Annotated in this window: 19 protein-coding genes; 11 read left to right on the forward strand and 8 right to left on the reverse strand. The window is 36.3% G+C overall.

Translation table 11 applies throughout. The annotated features are described in order from the left end of the window. Positions 1-5: 5 nt before the first annotated feature. Both BN200_RS02875 and lptC read right to left on the reverse strand, forming a co-directional pair. A complete protein-coding gene (locus tag BN200_RS02875) occupies positions 6-614 on the reverse strand; it encodes an LptA/OstA family protein (RefSeq protein WP_034988666.1) in 609 nt (202 codons plus the stop codon). Positions 615-696: 82 nt separating this feature from the next. After that, on the reverse strand, positions 697-1347 hold the full coding sequence (gene lptC / locus BN200_RS02880; RefSeq protein WP_019220939.1) for an LPS export ABC transporter periplasmic protein LptC: 651 nt from the start codon (positions 1345-1347) through the stop codon (positions 697-699). 195 nt (positions 1348-1542) lie between these two features. Here lptC and ihfB point away from each other — a divergent pair, with 195 nt between their 5' ends. The 10 genes from ihfB (at position 1543) to BN200_RS02920 (ending at position 9358) form a co-directional block, all read left to right on the forward strand. After that, positions 1543-1821, forward strand: coding sequence for an integration host factor subunit beta (gene ihfB / locus BN200_RS02885; protein ID WP_019220940.1), 279 nt, complete (start codon positions 1543-1545; stop codon positions 1819-1821). A gap of 8 nt (positions 1822-1829) precedes the next feature. Beyond that, the gene (locus tag BN200_RS02890; RefSeq protein WP_019220941.1) at positions 1830-2126 is read left to right on the forward strand and encodes a LapA family protein; all 297 of its coding nucleotides are present in this window, start codon (positions 1830-1832) and stop codon (positions 2124-2126) included. A gap of 169 nt (positions 2127-2295) precedes the next feature. Continuing rightward, positions 2296-3228: an RsmD family RNA methyltransferase gene (locus tag BN200_RS02895; RefSeq protein ID WP_019220942.1), complete on the forward strand. Its 933-nt coding sequence runs from the start codon at positions 2296-2298 to the stop codon at positions 3226-3228. 2 nt (positions 3229-3230) lie between these two features. Next, positions 3231-4070 (forward strand): TrmH family RNA methyltransferase, encoded by an 840-nt coding sequence (locus tag BN200_RS02900; RefSeq protein ID WP_019220943.1) that lies wholly within the window; start codon positions 3231-3233, stop codon positions 4068-4070. A gap of 25 nt (positions 4071-4095) precedes the next feature. Then, entirely contained in the window at positions 4096-4599 is a 504-nt protein-coding gene (gene lspA, locus BN200_RS02905) for a signal peptidase II (protein ID WP_019220944.1), read from the forward strand. Positions 4600-5160: 561 nt separating this feature from the next. After that, positions 5161-5415, forward strand: a complete 255-nt coding sequence (locus BN200_RS09590) for a hypothetical protein (protein WP_244426859.1) — start codon at positions 5161-5163, stop codon at positions 5413-5415. 105 nt (positions 5416-5520) lie between these two features. Beyond that, the gene (locus tag BN200_RS09595; RefSeq protein WP_341871739.1) at positions 5521-6114 is read left to right on the forward strand and encodes a hypothetical protein; all 594 of its coding nucleotides are present in this window, start codon (positions 5521-5523) and stop codon (positions 6112-6114) included. Between the two features lie 89 nt (positions 6115-6203). Next, positions 6204-6956: an acyl-[ACP]--phospholipid O-acyltransferase gene (locus tag BN200_RS09600; RefSeq protein WP_244426861.1), complete on the forward strand. Its 753-nt coding sequence runs from the start codon at positions 6204-6206 to the stop codon at positions 6954-6956. Positions 6957-7593: 637 nt separating this feature from the next. Continuing rightward, positions 7594-8367 carry a Bax inhibitor-1/YccA family protein gene (locus BN200_RS02915; protein WP_019220946.1) on the forward strand — a complete coding sequence of 258 codons (774 nt, stop codon included), beginning with the start codon at positions 7594-7596 and terminating at the stop codon, positions 8365-8367. A gap of 112 nt (positions 8368-8479) precedes the next feature. After that, positions 8480-9358 (forward strand): endonuclease/exonuclease/phosphatase family protein, encoded by an 879-nt coding sequence (locus BN200_RS02920; RefSeq protein WP_019220947.1) that lies wholly within the window; start codon positions 8480-8482, stop codon positions 9356-9358. On the opposite strand, the gene polA is transcribed toward BN200_RS02920, so the two are convergent. The 6 genes from polA to BN200_RS02950 form a co-directional block, all read right to left on the reverse strand. Next, entirely contained in the window at positions 9355-12261 is a 2907-nt protein-coding gene (gene polA / locus BN200_RS02925) for a DNA polymerase I (protein ID WP_019220948.1), read from the reverse strand. The two genes, BN200_RS02920 and polA, sit on opposite strands and share 4 nt — an antisense overlap. 344 nt (positions 12262-12605) lie before the next feature. Further along, positions 12606-13313 carry a DNA polymerase III subunit epsilon gene (dnaQ, locus tag BN200_RS02930; protein ID WP_019220949.1) on the reverse strand — a complete coding sequence of 236 codons (708 nt, stop codon included), beginning with the start codon at positions 13311-13313 and terminating at the stop codon, positions 12606-12608. Then, on the reverse strand, positions 13306-13905 hold the full coding sequence (gene coaE / locus BN200_RS02935) for a dephospho-CoA kinase (protein ID WP_019220950.1): 600 nt from the start codon (positions 13903-13905) through the stop codon (positions 13306-13308). The genes dnaQ and coaE overlap by 8 nt, the downstream gene beginning before the upstream one ends. After that, positions 13902-14783 (reverse strand): shikimate dehydrogenase, encoded by an 882-nt coding sequence (locus BN200_RS02940; protein ID WP_019220951.1) that lies wholly within the window; start codon positions 14781-14783, stop codon positions 13902-13904. The genes coaE and BN200_RS02940 overlap by 4 nt, the downstream gene beginning before the upstream one ends. Next, positions 14776-15372, reverse strand: coding sequence for a Maf family nucleotide pyrophosphatase (locus BN200_RS02945; RefSeq protein WP_034988894.1), 597 nt, complete (start codon positions 15370-15372; stop codon positions 14776-14778). The genes BN200_RS02940 and BN200_RS02945 overlap by 8 nt, the downstream gene beginning before the upstream one ends. Before the next feature lie 11 nt (positions 15373-15383). Next, on the reverse strand, positions 15384-16208 hold the full coding sequence (locus tag BN200_RS02950; protein WP_019220953.1) for a pyruvate, water dikinase regulatory protein: 825 nt from the start codon (positions 16206-16208) through the stop codon (positions 15384-15386). Positions 16209-16845: 637 nt separating this feature from the next. On the opposite strand from BN200_RS02950, the gene rho reads away from it, so the two are divergent. Continuing rightward, positions 16846-18111, forward strand: coding sequence for a transcription termination factor Rho (gene rho, locus BN200_RS02955; protein ID WP_019220954.1), 1266 nt, complete (start codon positions 16846-16848; stop codon positions 18109-18111). The last annotated feature ends 3 nt before the right edge of the window (positions 18112-18114 follow it).

Consider the following 18114-nt stretch of genomic DNA (forward strand, 5'->3'; position numbering starts at 1 on the left):
AAATCTTAATGGCCATTCTTTTGACTTTGTTTAAAAATGATGGAAACGCGACCCTTTTTTTCAGACGTCTCACAACCTTCCAGAAAAGCCTTTCCACTTTTCATATCTGCTGTCAGTTTGCATCCCGTTGCCACATTATCACCATCGGTTAATACAACATTCTTCCCTGTTAAGCTCATCATTTTTGACTTTCCGTCAAAAACACCTTTATCACCCGTAGCAATTTGTGTGGCAATTTTTATATAAACCTTTCCTAAAGCTTCCATTTTCTTAATACCAGCCGAACCAAACCAAACCGACGAAGCTGTCTTCATATTCTCTTGGTCCTCATCAGCTCCTGTATGCGTCTTATTATAGTAAACTACTAATTTTGCTGTCCGCAAAAGACGTTCACCTTGAATCACTGAAACATCACCATTAAAAAGCGCTATCCCCTCTTTATCACGTATTTCTAAAGAATCTGCATAAAGTTCCACCGGTTCTTTGTCATTTGACAGATGAATGCCAAAATGAGCACCTTCAGCATGTCCAGAAACTGCTCCAAAACCTAAGATTTCTAAGCTCACGGCCAAAGTAATACCCATCCATTTTCTGTATGATCTCTTCGGCTTCATCTTATCGCTTTCAATTTTTTTTCATACAGATACATATTCCTCTTTCATCAAAGATAAGTTCAAGATTCGTATTGATATGATCTCATTGTTTGTCAAGCACTAAATGTACACCGCCATGAAAATATATTTTTTGCCCTTTTTCTCGGATTTGCAAAGCATTTGCTGCAAGATGAAACCCTGCACGTTGGATCTTCACGCGTTTATCTGTGTTTAATTGCCCCTCAGATAAATTAATATTTGCTGCCATAAATTGTGCAATTATTCCATCATTTGTTGTAATGCTAAAGGGCTTATCTAATTGCAAACAACCATTGATATTATCGTAATTTCCTCCTTGCGCATCAAGAAAAACGCGTCTTTGTTTGCCTACAAATGCCTCAGCTGTAATCTTTTGCAATCCAATGATTCCAGAATGTGTACGATCTTGAAAGGCCTTCTCCGCTTTGAGCCAATAGGGCTCACGAGAACGTGTGTAACCTTCTAATTTTGGATTAAGCATTGTCAACTTCATGATTCCGCTCTCTTCATCATTCAAAATCACAGGATCAGAAGCAGCAGGAACAAAAAAGAATGTAAACCAACAAAAAACCACCCCTGCAGTCAAGGCACAGAAAGGTAACAAAAATTTTAAGATGCTAATACTACGCGAATGACGCGATGCTTTTCTAAAAGCATCCTCAAAAGGCGATTTCTCACTTTTTGAAAAAATTTTAGACTGATTATGTACGGACATACTCTCCTAATCTCTTAAATATTCCGCGTTTTTTGACTTGTATAATCCCTATAAGATGTATTTTCAAATTTTGTTTCTTGCAATTCGTTTTTTCTTGGTTTTATTTTGCTTTTGTCTATTTATATATGTAATGTAATGTATATGTGTGAAGTGTAATATTGTAAAAGAATCTTTTTTGTATGAAGAGAGGTTATTTTGGTTAAGTCAGAACTTGTGCAAATTATTGCCCGTCATAACCCGCATCTTTTTCAACGGGATGTGGAAAATATTGTGAATGCTATTTTTGAAGAAATTTCAACAGCACTTGCCAATGGTAATCGTGTTGAACTTCGCGGTTTTGGGGCTTTTTCTGTCAAAAGTCGCTCAGCTCGTAATGGTCGTAATCCACGAACAGGCGAAGCCGTTATGGTTGAAGAAAAATGGATCCCTTTTTTCAAAACAGGTAAAGATTTGCGCGACCGGCTTAATCAGTGAGTAAATTGATGACAACCAAACGTACCGTTTTAGCAATTATTTTAGTGCCCATAACAGCTCTTTTAATTGCTTTTATCATCGCTAATCGTCAAATAGTTACATTAACGCTTGATCCTTTTCGAATCAATTCTGAAAATTTTACTTATCAAGCTCCTCTTTTTATATGGCTGTTTATTTTTTTCGGTCTTGGTATTTTACTAAGTAGCATAATGCATTGGTTTACATGTCATAAATACAAAAAAGCTCTTAAAGAAAGTAAAGCGGAACTTGAGAAATTAAAAATGTCGATCACTAATATAGTATAAAGAGAGTTCGCTGAAATCTTTCTCTCATGGTGTTTAGCACATTATTAAAAATAAGCTTTCTCTTTTTTACTATAAATGTTTTAATCGACTTAAGGTCTTTATACTATTATAGAAATTGTAAGAGCCTTTTAACATAGTTTTTTTCAAGAGCTTTATTGTGAAACCGAATATGCTTGCGCAGTGCTTTCAATCACACCCTAGTGGTATATATCCTCAGGAAAAATTGCCTCTTATTTTAGAAACAGGGTCAAGTGCAGATTATGCTCTCATAGATTCTGGTCATGGGCGAAAATTGGAGCGTTACGGAGCTTACCGTATTATTCGACCAGAAGGTCAAGCACTATGGAAACCAGCTTTATCAAAAAAACAGTGGGCGAATGTTGATGCTATTTTCACTGGAAATCGAGAAGAAGAAGGTGTTGGTCGTTGGCATTTTCCCAAAAAGCCGCTTTGGGAAACATGGCCACTTTCTTGGAACGGACTATCTTTTCTAGGCCGTTTTACTTCTTTTCGTCATGTGGGGGTTTTTCCTGAGCAAGATGCCCATTGGTGTGCAATGGAAGAACAAATTGTCAACGCCAAACGTCCTATCAAATTGCTTAATCTTTTTGGCTATACAGGCATTGCCTCTTTGATTGCTGCACGTGCAGGTGCAAATGTAACACATGTTGATGCTTCTAAAAAAGCCATTGCTTGGGCAAAAACCAATCAAGAAAGAGCAGGGTTATCAGATCGCCCTATTCGCTGGATTTGTGATGACGCTGTAAAATTTGTTGAGCGCGAACTGCGTCGTCAAAAAACTTATGATATGATTCTTCTTGATCCTCCCGCTTATGGACGTGGACCTCATGGTGAAATCTGGCAACTGTTCGATCACTTACCCACAATGATCACAAACTGCCGCAAACTTCTCTCTGATAAACCTCTTGCCATGGTACTCACAGCCTATTCTATCCGCGCTTCTTTCTATACATTACACACTCTTATGCGTGATGAATTTATAAATCTTGGTGGTACAATCGAATCAGGAGAACTGATCTTGCGTGAAGAAACCGCTGGACGCGCTCTTTCTACTTCTCTTTTTAGCCGTTGGATTGTCTGAACATGTGTATGCCCAAAATCGGTAAGGTTAAAGACATTACCTCTCTTAGTAATCCTATCATTAAAGACCTTAAAGCACTTAGCCAGAAGAAAAATCGTAATCGAGAAGGACTTTTCATGGCTGAAGGGTTTAAATTAGTGATTGATGCTCTCAATCTTGGTTGGAAAATACAAACACTCATTTTTTCTAAAAGCAAAATTGGTAACGCTGCTATCGAAAACACCGCTGCACGCACTGTAGCCAACGGTGGTCTTGTCATTAAAGCATCACAAAAAATTATGGAATCTATCGCACGACGTGATAATCCACAGACAGTTATCGGTATTTTTAAACAACAGTGGCAACCATTTGAAATGATCAAAGGACAGGCTGAAGATGTTTATGTTGCGCTTGATCGAGTGCGTGATCCAGGAAATCTTGGTACTATCATCCGTACTGCTGATGCTGTAGGAGCCAAAGGTGTTATTTTGATCGGTGAAACAACAGATCCTTTCTCACCTGAAACAGTGCGTGCAACAATGGGATCAATTTTTTCTGTACCACTTTATCGTTGTGATGAAAATGCCTTTTTAAGCTGGTCTACCCAGTTTAAAGGCATGATCGTCGGCACGCATTTAAAGGGATCTATTGATTATCGTACAATTGATTTCAAAAATGGTCCTATTATCCTTTTAATGGGCAATGAAAAACAAGGTTTACCAGATATTCTTGCAAACCGTTGTGATCAACTCGTGCGTATTCCACAAAGTGGACGTGCTGATTCTCTTAATCTCGCAGTAGCAACAGCTCTCATGCTTTATGAAATTCGCCGTTCTTCTTTAACATTAGAACCGCACATTTAACACTGGAACTATACAGGGCCATAATATGACACGCAAATCATTGTCTTTTTTTCTTCTTGGTTTAATTCTTACAGTAGGGATTGATCAAGCAGTTAAGTACTGGGTTATGCACACTATGCCCCTCGGAACAGAGATCCCACTTTTCCCTTTTCTTTCTCTCTATCATGTACGCAATTCTGGGATCGCATTTTCCTTTTTTTCCTCTTTTTCTCATTGGGCACTTATTTTTCTTACACTCATCGTTCTTATTTTTCTTTTATGGTTGTGGAAAAATACCGAATACAATAAACCTTTAGCACACTTTGGTCTTACCCTTATTATTGGTGGTGCAATCGGTAATCTTATTGACCGAATCTGTTTCTATTATGTCATTGATTATATACTCTTTTATATTGACGATGTCTTTTATTTTGCTGTTTTTAATCTTGCAGATACTTTTATCACGCTTGGTGTTATTGCTATCATTATTGAAGAATTGCGTAGCTGGATTAAAAGAAAAAGCACCTTCAAGAACATTTCTTCTGAATAAGAGTACGACTTCTTTCCAAAAGCTCTCTTCTTCGATAATGGAATCAAAAGAAAGCCAATATATTATCGGTTTTTATTCATAAATTTCGAATTAGAAAGATTTTTAAACCATTTGCCTCTGAAAATTATATCTTTTTGGATTTATGTTTCTCCCTTTCAATTCCTCCATGAAATTATAGAGATTCACTATCAAGGCTTATTCTGATCCGTCATTCTTTTATCATTTCAATAATTCACCACTTTATCGGTAACAGTTAAAAACCGCTCTGTCGTCAAATGTATTACAAAATTATCGCCTCTTCATTATTTTATATTATTTCATGCTTTCATATTTAACTCAAAGGTGTCACGCATTTTAAAATTGAAATATGATAATCTGTACAAAGCTGTAATTAATTCTAACAGCGTTTTTTGCTTTTCTCACCTGTTTATATTCCTTTATCCAGACAGGAAATACAGTCCTTTATTGACTTGAAATTAAAAAAACATATCATTTTTCTCTTTTTTTGGAAATATACTGTTTCTTTACAGAGTATAGAATTAAACGATAAGGAGAAGAAAGATGAATGAAAAGAATTCGGCTCCTGTGAAAAATTTTCTAAGTGCAGATAATCGTTCTTTTTTATTAAGTTCAGGCGCTTTTGCACCTTTGTTTTGGAGCCAATTTTTTTCTGCTTTCAACGACAATTGTGTTAAAAATACTTTAGTTTTTCTCATTATCACATGGAGTGCTTTAGAATACCAACCAAGCCTTATTAGCTTAACAAATGGTGTTTTTTCGCTTCCTTATCTCTTATTTTCTGCAACAGGAGGTTAATTAGCTGACTGCTTTAGTAAAGCAAAAATTGCTCGTTTAATTAAATTTTTTACTCTCTTTATTGCTTTAGCAAGCCCGATCTCTCTCTTTTTATCTTCCATTACTTTGATTATGTTCTGTCTATTTCTTTTTAGTTCTGCATCAGCACTTTTGGGACCTATTAAGTATGCAACATTCCCAGACCATATGGCAAAATCTCACTTACCACGTGCCAATGCATGGATAGAAACAGCAACCTTTATTGCTATTTTATTAGGAACATTATGGGCTGGACTTAGTTTCGATTTTCAAAATAAATTACAAATTATTCCAGCGTTCACTATAATTATCTTCACTACACTTTCATGGGCTACGAGCTGCTTTATGCCAGAAAATACTCCTGCACAATCTAATGTTATTGTTGACTATAACATTATACGTGCCACCAAATCTATTTTCAAATATTGTATCCAAGAAAAACGCTTATTCATTGTAAGCCTTATAGTTTCTTGGTTTTGGTTTATAGGTGCTACACTCCTCTCCATCATTCCAATACTCATGGCTTCTCTTAATATTGCATTGCCAATGGGAACGATCTTGTTTTTAACATTGTTTTCCATTTCCTGTGCTCTTGGCTCTGCGATGGTGGCTTGGCTTTCAGCGGAACGAATTAACTTGCTATTACCGATTATAGGAACTTTTGTTGCATTGTTTGTATAGACTTAAGTATTATTCTTAATGGTCTTGATCCTGAATTTAAAATTGAAACGTTTATTGATTTCTTTTCTCATTCGAAATTATTGCACATTATGTTTGATTTTGCCTTGGCAGCAATTTCAAGTACTTTTCTTGTTGTTCCTGGATTTTCCGCACTGCAAGCCTGGGCTAAACCTTATAAACGCGCACGTGTTATTGCTGCTAATAACATCCTCAATTCTGCTCTTATGGTTATGGGAGCAGGTATTATCACTTTTATTCAATATCTTGGTACTTCCATTGATAAGATAGTTCTTATTCTTGATCTTAGCTCTTTAATAACTGCAATCGTGATACTAAAATATTTGCCTACGAATTCTTTTTGCGATTTTATTTTCATTTTCTTTCGCCTGTTTTTTCGTTTAAAAATCAAAGGTGTAGAAATTTTTTCCAAAATCAGAAAATCCCCCATTCTGGTTTTTAATCATGTCTCCTTTCTCAATGTTTTTCTGGCTCTCGCTCTTTGCGAAATAACAAATTTGCACAATCCCGTTATTGTTATTGACGCTCATACTGCAAAACTTTGGTGGATGCATCCCTTCATGAAATACATAAATGTTTTTCCTCCAGATCTCACAAAACCGTTCATAAATCGCCATTTTATAAATACCGTACAAAAGAAACCCCTTGTTGTTTTTCTAGAAAGAAATATTTCTGTTACAAAAAACTTCATGAAAATTTATGAAAAGAGCAACGCAATTATTGATAAAGCAAAAGTTGTCCCTATTAAAATTTATGGTTTTGAAAATTCTTTTTTTCAAGTTTTTCTGACATTCACACACGCCGTAAACTTTTTCCTAAAATAACAGCTGTTATCAATGAACCTGTTGATTTTCATATGATATAAATCTGAAAAACTCTGCCCATCGCTTACTTACTGGAAAGCAGGTTTCTCGTATCATCTTTTGAATTTGCAGATTAAAGTAATACACTCATCCAAAAATTCTTTAAAGATTCTAGTAATCACAGGATATGCAAAAAAATTATTGAGGATTGTCCTATAGACCCAATAATTTATGGATTTATATTCTTAACTCTTAGAAGTTTATATCTTAGCTCTCAAATACGCTATACTTACTCTAAAAAATTATGAGGATTTGTCTGACTATCAACAAAGTTATGCAAATAAATTTTTAATATTTGTGCCTTAAGAGAAACATCACTGCAATACCCTCTTCAGCTTTGTAAAAATTATACTCAAAAGACTTGATGTCCTTGATCAAAATCCTCTCCCTTCATTACCAATTTGTAAGCTTCCTTTTTAATAAAAGTCTCTTGTAATTTTGAAATAAATCTCCATAATAAGGGGAGGTAAGCTGGAATTCCGCCAGCAGCACCTGGGGTCCTTTCTGCTTGTCAAGTAAAAGCTCTTAGGAAACTAGAAGGGAGCGTCCCTTTCTGACCCCAACACCTGACGGAACATATGCTAAAGGACTTTATATTATGGCTGATTTCAAAAATTTACGTTCGGCGTCTGTTTCCCGTGCCGATGCATCAATTGATCAAGGATTGCGCAGCTATATGCTGGGTGTCTATAATACAATGGCCATTGGTTTGCTTATTACAGCTGCAGCCGCTTATGCAGTTGCATCATTAGCAACGACAACGGAAATGAGCCAAGCAGCCGCTCAAATCAGTAGCAGTGTTTACTTAACTTCATTTGGAGTAACATTTTATACATCACCATTCTCTTACATTGTTATGTTTGCACCACTTGTGGCGGTATTATTCCTGAGTTTTAAAATCAATACACTGAGTACAAGTGCGGCACGTAGCCTGTTTTTTGGTTATGCTGCCCTCGTTGGACTTTCACTATCCTCGATCATTCTGCGTTATACAACAGAAAGTGTTGTGCAAACCTTTGTTATTAGCGCTGCCACTTTTGGTGCTCTTTCGCTTTATGGTTACACGACAAAGCGTGATCTCACGGCGATGGGCTCATTCTTTTTCATTGGTCTAGTTGGCTTGATGCTTGCCATGGTTGTCAATATCTTTCTCGGATCAAGTGCCGTGCAATTTGCTATTTCTGTGATCGGCGTCTTTATCTTCGCTGGTCTCACAGCTTATGATACGCAAAACATTAAATTGATGTATTATGAAGGAGATGCAAATGACACGCAAGGACGTAAAATTATCATGGGTGCGTTAAGTCTTTATCTTGATTTCATCAATATGTTTGTTTTCTTATTGCAGTTTCTTGGTTCAAACCGTGATTGATCGTAGCAATTATTCTTAAATTAAAAAACCTTGTTTCTCAAAAGAAACAAGGTTTTTTAGTTTTTAATGCAAGCATATTCCTTTTATCACTTTGGCATATACACTTCACAAAATGACAAAGAAGCCTTACAAGCAAAAATTTCCTCGGTTTGTAACATTTATCCAGCAAAAGCTTGATAGTCCGCTGTTAAAAGCCATCCGCAGACGGTCTTCTCATCGATCAGACATCATCAACCACAATGATAATTATGATCTTACCGTCGCTTCCTATAATGTTCATAAATGCATCGGTGTTGATAAAGTTTTTAGTCCCACTCGAACTGTACAGGTTATTACTGAACTGCAAGTTGATATTCTTGCCCTTCAGGAAGCAGATAAACGTTTTGGTGAACGAATTGGCTTGATTGATCTTCAACTGTTAAAAGCCAAAACAGGTCTTATTCCGGTGCCCTTAAACACCATGTCACCTCATAGTCATGGTTGGCACGGTAATGCTCTTTTTTTACGAAAAGGACATGTACGCGATACCTTACAAATTACCCTGCCTGGTATTGAACCACGTGGGGCGGTGATTGTAGAGCTGGAAATGGAAGCGGGTCCTATTCGTGTTATTGCTGCTCATTTCGGATTATTACGCCATTCTCGCAATCAGCAAACAAAAATGCTTCTTTCATTACTGCAAAAACGCCCTCTTATGCCCACACTGCTTATTGGGGATTTTAATGAATGGCGGATAGGAAAAGGTTCCTCTTTAAACCATTTTGCGCCCTATTTTGATAGCACAGTTGGAACTGTACCAAGCTTTCCCTCTCGTTTCCCCTTTTTGGCTCTTGATAGAATTCTTGCTTTCCCTCATCAATTGATGACACGTGTTGAAAATCATCATTCACCGCTTGCACGCATTGCCTCCGATCATTTGCCTATCAAAGCTTATCTTGATCTTTCTCATGCAATGAATACCCTTAAAAACAAAATAAGTGAAAAAGGCTAATGTGCTTCATCCCAATTTTGAGCAGCCATTACTTTTACTTCAAGCGGCACAGACAGAGAGAGAACCGGCATTGTAGCATTTTCCATAACTCTTTTAACAACAGCCATAGTCTTTTCACTCTCCTCTTCTGGTACCTCAAAAATCAATTCATCATGCACTTGTAACAACATTTTTGCTGATAGTTTTTCTTTTTCCAAAGCATCTTCCATGTGAATCATAGCACGGCGAATAATATCCGCTGCTGATCCTTGAATTGGCGCGTTGATAGCAGCCCGTTCATTAAAGGAACGAACTTGTGGATTCGCTGCTTTTATTTCTGGATAATGGATACGACGTCCAAAAATTGTCTCTACATAACCATTTTGGCGTGCAAAGGTCTTTGTCGTTTCCATATAATCTTTAATTCCTGGAAATCTTTCAAAGTAGAGTTGAATATAACGCCCCGCTTCTTGCCGTGAAAGACCTAATTGGTTGGCTAATCCAAAAGCTGAAATACCATAAATAATGCCAAAATTAATCGCTTTTGCACGTCTTCTTATATCTGATGGCATCCCCTCTATTGCTACTCCAAACATTTGTGATGCTGTTATAGCGTGAATATCCTGCCCCTTAGCAAAAGCTTCTTTGAGCGCTGTAATGTCGGCAATATGCGCAAGAATGCGCAATTCAATTTGGCTATAATCAGCCGATAGCAACAGATGCCCTTTTGGAGCAACAAAAGCTGTTCGGATTTTTCGCCCTTCAGCGGTTCGCACTGGAATGTTTTGCAAGTTGGGCTCTGATGACGATAACCGCCCCGTTGATGTTATTGCCAAAGAATAATTCGTATGAACACGCCCTGTTTTTGGCAAAATATAAGAGGGTAAAGCATCTGTATAAGTCGATTTTAGTTTTGCAAGTTGACGCCAATCAATAATTTTACGCGGTAAAACATGGCCTTCAGCAGCCAATTCCTCTAAGGTTTGTGCAGAAGTTGACCATTGTCCACCCTTTGTTTTAGTACCTCCAGGTAATCCCATTTTGCCAAAAAGAATATCCCCTAATTGTTTTGGCGAAGCAAGATTAAATTTCTCACCAGACAGCTGATAAATTTCTTCTTCTAGAATAAAAGCTGCCTGTGCCAATTCTCCTGAAAGACACAACAAAATCTGCCTGTCAACGAGAATCCCACGTTCTTCCATCCTTGCAAGAACTTCTATTAGTGGCCGATCAAGACGCTCATAAATTCTTGTCATTCCCTGCGCCACAAGTTGTGGCTTCAAAACTTGCCATAAACGAAGCGTTATATCAGCATCCTCCGCAGCGTAAAGGGTTGCTTGTTTCAAATCTACTTCTGCAAAAGATGTGATCTTTTTTCCGTTATATGTTAAATCTTTGTAGGCAATCGGCTTATGACCAAGCCAACGTTCAGACAAAGCATTCATATTATGTGTTAGAGTTCCAGCCTCTAGGGCATACGACAAAAGCATTGTGTCATCAAAACAATGTATTACAATGCCGTGTTGCTTCATCACTAACCAATCATATTTTATATTCTGACCAATTTTTAAAATCGCTTTATCTTCTAATATTGGCTTTAAAAGTGCCAAAGCCCTTTGTGTTTCAATCTGCGAAACAATGCGCCCCCCTCTCAAAAGATCATTTTCCCCTTCAATGTGTTCAAGGGGTACATAGGCTGCTTTTTCTGGTTGTAATGCCAACGAAAAACCAACAAGCTTTGCTTGCATAGGATCAAGAGAAGTTGTTTCCGTGTCAAAAGCAAAAAAACCTTGCTCTTGCGCTTGTGATAACCACTCTCTCAAAGTTTCCTCATCAAGAATGGTTCTATAAGTCTCTCTTGTAATTTTCTGACTTAAAGCTTGATCTTGACGTTTTTGTGCTAGCCGTTGTGGGGAGTTCTCAGAAAAATCATGAAGGATTTCTCTCTCAACTTTTTTAAAATCAGAATCACATTCAGATCCAGGCTTGTCCCATTCAACATCTCTATCAAGTGCATCAATAACTGTTGCATCACATGCTGTTGCTTCTGCTACACGACGCGTTAATGTAGAAAACTCCATAGCTTTAAGAAAAGCGATTAAGCGCGGACCATCTTGAGGTTCTAAAATAAAATCATCTAAATCATTTTCTACAGGCACATCTGTTTTAAGCTGAACCAATTTACGAGAAATTTTTGCTTGTTCACTATAGGCTTGAATATTTTCACGCCGTTTTGTTTGCTTAATTTCTGTCACATGCTTCAACAAGAGATCAAGAGAACCAAATTGATCCAGCAATTGTGCTGCAATTTTGGGACCAATCCCTGGAACACCTGGTATATTATCTGTTGGATCTCCAGTTAAAGCTTGCAAATCAACCATTTTTTCAGGTGCAACACCCCACTTTTCTATCACTTCAGAAATACCAATATGCTTATCTTTCATTCCGTCATACAAAGATACATGTGTATTTACCAATTGCATCAAATCTTTATCAGAAGAAATAATCGTTGTTTTTGCTCCAACCTTTGTTGCCAATCGTGCATAGGTAGCAATTAAATCATCCGCTTCAAATCCTTCCTTCTCAATACAAGGTAAATTAAAAGCCTTTGTTGCTTGGCGTATGAGAGAAAATTGAGGAATAAGATCTTCAGGAGGCGTCACACGATTGGCTTTATATTGTGGATAAATTTGTTTGCGAAAGGTATCGGATGAATAGTCAAAAACAACAGCAAAATGAGTCGGAACAATGCCGGTATCTGTACTGCGTGCATCACAGAGAAGTTTCCAAAGCATATTACAAAAACCAGCGACAGCTCCTACAGGGAGTCCATCCTTTTTGCGCTTTAAAGGTGGTAAGGCATAGTAAGCACGAAAAATATAGCCTGATCCATCAACCAAAAAAAGATGATCCGTTGCTTTCATGACAATTTCATTTCTCCGTTTCAGCTAAAAAACAATCTACTCTTATATATTTTTATATTTTTTTTTCATTCTTATTTTTAAATTTATCAAAATGCCTCTAAAAAGCCATTTTTTGTTTTCATAAAGCATAAAGTCGTTACAATTTATATTTAGTACCTAGAGCTTTTCTTTGCTGTTACAGGATATAATAGCTTTCATTTTGCTCCTCCTATGATAGCTGAGGTACAATGTGACGACGGGGTCGTTGTGGTGTTCCCCTCCCCACAACGACCATATTTTTTAGAGAAATGTATCTTAAGAAGTCTTGTTATTTTTTGTTTTTTAACAATCTCTTTCTGAAAAGATTATTGAGGGACTTTAAAGGAGTTCCAGAGAGCCTTTTCACCCATTTTTTTGATAAAATTAGCATGCAGAGTTTTTTCTTGTGCACTTAGCCTTGGAGAAAGAGTTTGTGGACGAACTTTAACTGTTAAGAGAGCATTTTTGTCATCCTGGCTTTCTTCATCAACACTTCTACTGTTCTCAAAAACTAATATGCCCTGTTTTCCACCAATGAGTTCAATATAAACATCGGCGAGAATCTCCGCATCAAGCAAAGCACCATGAAGAACACGGTGACTATTATCAATGCCAAAACGTTTGCACAAAACATCAAGAGAATTAGGCCCCATGGGAAATTTGCGCCGAGCCATAGCCAATGTATCAAGAATATTGTCAACACTAATAAGTGGCTTATTTGCCCGTGCTAATTCTGCATTCAGAAAACCAATGTCAAAACTCGCATTATGAGCAATCATTGTTGCGCCATTGATAAATTCTAAAAATTCATCAGCTATATCAATAAAGCTTTTTTCATTCTTTAAGCGTTCATTCGTCAACCCATGAACGGCTACAACTTCATCAGGAATAATAACACCTTGTGGATTCAAATAAACATGGAATCGGCGTCCTGTAAGATAACGATCAACCATCTCTACACAGCCGATTTCAATTATACGGTCTTTCTCTTTATCTAAACCTGTTGTTTCTGTATCAAAAATAATTTCACGCATTCGTTTCATTCTTTAGCAAAATTTTTATCACAAAAAGAACTTGTTGACGGGTATTCTCTAAATCTTTTCCTGTATCAATAATAAAATCAGCACGTGCTCGTTTTTTTTCGTCAGATATCTGCCTTGCATTGATAAAAGCAAATTTTTTTTCATTCATATCTTGGCGAATCATCACACGCTCTTTTTGTATTGCCAATGGGGCAGAGACAACAATTACACTGTCTACACGTTTTTCACCTTTTGTTTCAAAAAGAAGTGGAATATCAAGAACAACCAATTTTTCTCCCTGTTGACGCGCTGTATTAATGAATTCTTTTTCTTTTTTTTGCACTAAAGGATGTATTATTTTTTCTAAGGTTTGTAATTTTTTACTATCGTTGATCAAAATTTCAGAAAGCTTTTGACAATTCACTTTACCATTTTCAACAACACCAGGAAATGTATGGTCTATAAGCGATAAAGTTGGTTCACTCTTGTAAAGTTGGTAAACTGCATCATCAGCACTAAAAACGGAAATGCCCGCTTGTCTAAAAAAATCAGCAACTGTTGATTTTCCCATGGCAATTGATCCCGTTAATCCTACGATTTTCATCCTCTCTCTTCACCAATATCCTGTAAAATTGCAGTCCGTAATGCCTTTGTCACCTGTGGTCTTATTCCAAACCATCGTTCAAACCCTAGAACAGCCTGATGTAAAAGCATGCCCAAGCCATCAACTGTCCTTAGACCATGCGCTTTTGCTTGTTGTAAGAAAGGGGTTATTAGGGGCGTGTAAACAATATCTGTTACTAACGCCGTTGCCTTTATTTTATGAAAATCATAAAAAAAAGAAGCACTCTTTTCCTCATTTGGGTTTGTCATGCCTACAGAAGTTGTATTGACAATCAAATCAGCCTGATGAAGTATTTCATGCACCTTATGCCAATCGTAAACTTCAACTGGCTTTCCAAAATGCTCAGCTAAATTTTCCGCCCGTTGTTTTGTACGATTAACTAAATAAATACGCTCAAATCCTCTTTTTTTTAAGGCATAGAGGATAGCACGTGCAGCACCACCGGCACCAAAAACAACAGCTGTTTCCGCCACCCAATCAAGAGCAGAATCATCAAGATTAGCACTAAAACCATAGGCATCACTGTTTGTGCCACAAAGTTTATCCCCTTCATACCACAGTGTATTAACAGCTCCAATCATTGTTGCAACATCATCTTTATAATCTGCCAAACGAAAGGCTTCTTGTTTATGCGGTAAAGTAACATTCCCTCCACAAAACCCTTTCTTTTTTAGAGATGCTAAAAAATCTCTCAATTCTTCAGATATTACTTCTTGTGCCAGATATTCTCCCTGTAAATCATATTGTTTGAGCCAAAAATTATGAATTTTTGGCGATTTTGAATGGTAAATAGGTGTGCCAACAACAAAGGCACGTGGAGGTATTTCTTTTTCACGCTTCATCGTCAAATTAACCATCGATAACCCCAAAATGGCGTAGTTTTATGAGTAAAGGTAATAAAGGTAACCCAATAATAGTAAAAAAATCTCCATCAATTTTTTCAAAAAGATGAATTCCTTCTCCTTCAATTTGATACATCCCCACACTGTTTAGAACATCTGCCCCTACACGTATAAGATAACGTTCAATGAATTCTGATGACAGAGGACGTACTGACATATGAGCACTAAAAGCTTCCACCCAAATTTCTTGGCCATTCTGGAATAAAGCCACTCCACTGTGAAGAGAATGAACTTTTCCTGATAAAGTACACAAACGTTGATATGCTTCTTGTTTACTTTTAACTTTATGAAGAATTTTACCTTCTAAATCAAGTACTTGATCACATCCAATAACTAAAGCATCAGGAAAGCGATCCGAAACATTTTTTGCTTTTGCACTTGCAAGAAAACAACTTAGTTCTTTAGGATTTTTTGTTTTTCCTGTTTTTTCTACTTCTCTTTCATCAAAAGAAGCCCCTTCGACAAAAAAACTTAAACCTGCTTTTTTCAACAATTGTGCACGATAAGAACTAAGAGATGCTAATATTAAAGTTTCTCCTACCATAGGTTTTTCTTTCATTCTCTTTCACGAAATCGCGACAAAAGTTCAAATATTGCCGCAGCAGTTTCTTCAATAGAGCGTCTTGTAACATCAATAATAGGCCAGCCAAAACGTTCGCAAATGCGTTTTGCATAGGTCAATTCTTCAGCTATACTGATTCTGTCTGTATAACTTTCAAGAGTAAAACCATCTCCCAAATCTCGGTTTTGACGAATATGTGAAATTCGTTCAGCTGATGCAATTAAGCCTATAATAAGAGCATTTTTTGCTCCTAAAAGAGTATCTGGCAAATCAATGCCTGGAATAAGAGGAACATTGGCTGTTTTAATTCCACGATTTGCTAAATAAATACTGGTTGGTGTTTTAGAAGTTCTTGAGATTCCTACAAGAATTACGTCTGCATCCGAGAGGCTACCAGGTGACTGACCATCATCATGTTCTATTGTAAAATCCAATGCCTCAATACGACGAAAGTAATCTGCATTAAGATCATGCTGTGCACTAACACGTAAATTTGTAGGAATTCCAAGGTAAGATTGAAAAGCATTCAAAACAGGATGTAGTATATCGATAGAGGGAACTTCTATTTTCTCACATCTTCTTCTCAGAAGCATCTTAATTTTTTTATCAATGATTGTGTAAAGAACAATCCCCGGATGTTGTTGTATCTCATCAAGAGCCCTTTGCAACTGTGTTTTATTGCGAATCATTGGATAGATATGTTCTGTCACCTGACTCATCCTATATTGTGATGCCACAGCTCTTCCTAAAGAGATTAATGTTTCTCCTGTTGCATCAGAAAGCATATGTAAATGAAAGGATTTTTTTTCTCTTGTCACAAAAATTTTAACTCCTTGTTAACAAATGTGAATATATAGTGGTGCTTTTTTATAAAATGAAAATTTAAAGAGAATTTTTCATTATTATGCACAAATTGAATAATTCTGATATCTAAAATCCTCTTAGAAAAAAGAACAGGGATAATATCTTTAAGGTGGAGCTATAGTTTATTTTTTTCTCTGTTCCTTTGTGGATAAAACTGAGGATGAATGAAGTATAAATAATAATCCCCATTAAACACAGGTTTAAATAAAAAAAATCTTCATTTCTTAAATTATTAAATAAAAAATTTTGGAAAAAATAATTTTTTTTTGAAGATTAATTTATTGAGTATATAAATCATCAATATTTTTTCTTAACCCATTTAAGAATGATGTATCATGTAAGTTCTTTAAAATATTATTAATTTTTTTATAAATGATTTGCTTTTTAAATGTTTGATCAGTCATTTCAATTTGTAAAAGTGATTTTTATAGGATCTTTGAATTGTATACGAAAATAAATCCTATGAAGAACACTTGCAGTTTAAAAAAGTTAAGTATAGAATACTCTTACCTTACTAAGAGTGTTCTATTCTTTAAATTTCCCATAAATTGATTTAAAAACAATTTCCCCACCTACTAAAGAGCGTATTTTATGCAGGAAATGAAACTACAAGAACTTAAAAGTAAAAACCCAGTTGAGCTTGTTTCTTTTGCTGAAACATTAGAAGTTGAAAATGCTTCTTTGATGCGTAAACAAGAATTAATGTTCGCTATTTTGAAAAAACTTGCTTTGCAAGATGTAGAAATTATTGGAGAAGGAGTTGTTGAAGTTTTACAAGATGGATTTGGATTTTTGCGATCTGCTGATGCTAATTACCTTCCAGGGCCTGATGATATTTATCTTTCTCCTGCACAAATTCAATCTTTTTCTTTAAAAACAGGGGATACGATTGAAGGTCCTATCCGGAGCCCAAAGGAAGGAGAGCGTTATTTTGCTCTTCTTAAAATTAATACAATTAATTTTGAAGATCCGGAAAAAATTCGCTATAAAATTCATTTTGATAATCTCACTCCTCTTTATTCAAATGAACGTTTCCAGATGGAAATACAAGATCCTACAGAGAAAGATATGTCCTCACGGGTGATTGATTTGATCTCTCCCTTGGGAAAAGGACAGAGAGGTCTCATTGTAGCACCTCCTCGAACAGGAAAAACTGTTCTACTTCAAAATATTGCTCATTCTATTACTACTAATCATCCTGAATGTTATCTTATTGTGCTTTTAATCGATGAAAGACCAGAAGAAGTTACTGATATGCAACGTTCTGTAAAGGGAGAGGTGGTTTCTTCTACTTTTGATGAACCAGCAATACGTCATGTACAAGTGGCTGAAATGGTTATTGAAAAAGCTAAACGTCTCGTTGAATATGGGCGTGATGTGGTTATCCTTCTTGATTCTATTACACGTTTAGGGCGTGCCTATAATACAGTTGTTCCATCATCAGGTAAAGTTTTGACCGGTGGTGTGGATGCAAATGCTCTACAGCGTCCAAAACGTTTTTTTGGCGCGGCACGTAATATTGAAGAAGGTGGATCTTTAACTATTATTGCAACGGCTTTGATCGATACCGGTAGCCGTATGGATGAGGTTATTTTCGAAGAATTTAAAGGAACTGGTAATTCGGAAATTGTTCTTGATCGTAAAGTTGCTGATAAACGCATTTTCCCAGCTATGGATATTTTGAAATCAGGAACACGTAAAGAAGAGCTTTTAGTAGCACGACAGGATTTACATAAAATTTTTGTGCTTCGCCGTATTTTAGCACCTATGAATGTTACAGATGCAATTGAATTTTTGATTGATAAGTTAAAACAAACGAAAAATAATAGTGAATTTTTTGATTCAATGAATACCTAGAAA

The sequence above is a fragment of the Bartonella senegalensis OS02 genome (assembly GCF_000312545.1).
GTDB lineage: Bacteria > Pseudomonadota > Alphaproteobacteria > Rhizobiales > Rhizobiaceae > Bartonella > Bartonella senegalensis.

Excerpts from the sequence above, each read along its gene's own strand:
- BN200_RS02920 (WP_019220947.1), top strand. The coding sequence starts at position 8,480 with ATGACAAAGAAGCCTTACAAGCAAAAATTTCCTCGGTTTGTAACATTT.
- rho (WP_019220954.1), top strand. The coding sequence starts at position 16,846 with ATGCAGGAAATGAAACTACAAGAACTTAAAAGTAAAAACCCAGTTGAG.
- lptC (WP_019220939.1), bottom strand. The coding sequence starts at position 1,347 with ATGTCCGTACATAATCAGTCTAAAATTTTTTCAAAAAGTGAGAAATCG.
- BN200_RS09600 (WP_244426861.1), top strand. The coding sequence starts at position 6,204 with ATGTTTGATTTTGCCTTGGCAGCAATTTCAAGTACTTTTCTTGTTGTT.
- BN200_RS02875 (WP_034988666.1), bottom strand. The coding sequence starts at position 614 with ATGAAGCCGAAGAGATCATACAGAAAATGGATGGGTATTACTTTGGCC.
- BN200_RS02915 (WP_019220946.1), top strand. The coding sequence starts at position 7,594 with ATGGCTGATTTCAAAAATTTACGTTCGGCGTCTGTTTCCCGTGCCGAT.
- BN200_RS09590 (WP_244426859.1), top strand. The coding sequence starts at position 5,161 with ATGAATGAAAAGAATTCGGCTCCTGTGAAAAATTTTCTAAGTGCAGAT.
- dnaQ (WP_019220949.1), bottom strand. The coding sequence starts at position 13,313 with ATGCGTGAAATTATTTTTGATACAGAAACAACAGGTTTAGATAAAGAG.
- polA (WP_019220948.1), bottom strand. The coding sequence starts at position 12,261 with ATGAAAGCAACGGATCATCTTTTTTTGGTTGATGGATCAGGCTATATT.
- BN200_RS02945 (WP_034988894.1), bottom strand. The coding sequence starts at position 15,372 with ATGGTAGGAGAAACTTTAATATTAGCATCTCTTAGTTCTTATCGTGCA.
- BN200_RS02895 (WP_019220942.1), top strand. The coding sequence starts at position 2,296 with ATGCTTGCGCAGTGCTTTCAATCACACCCTAGTGGTATATATCCTCAG.
- lspA (WP_019220944.1), top strand. The coding sequence starts at position 4,096 with ATGACACGCAAATCATTGTCTTTTTTTCTTCTTGGTTTAATTCTTACA.
- BN200_RS02900 (WP_019220943.1), top strand. The coding sequence starts at position 3,231 with ATGTGTATGCCCAAAATCGGTAAGGTTAAAGACATTACCTCTCTTAGT.
- BN200_RS02890 (WP_019220941.1), top strand. The coding sequence starts at position 1,830 with ATGACAACCAAACGTACCGTTTTAGCAATTATTTTAGTGCCCATAACA.
- coaE (WP_019220950.1), bottom strand. The coding sequence starts at position 13,905 with ATGAAAATCGTAGGATTAACGGGATCAATTGCCATGGGAAAATCAACA.
- BN200_RS02940 (WP_019220951.1), bottom strand. The coding sequence starts at position 14,783 with ATGGTTAATTTGACGATGAAGCGTGAAAAAGAAATACCTCCACGTGCC.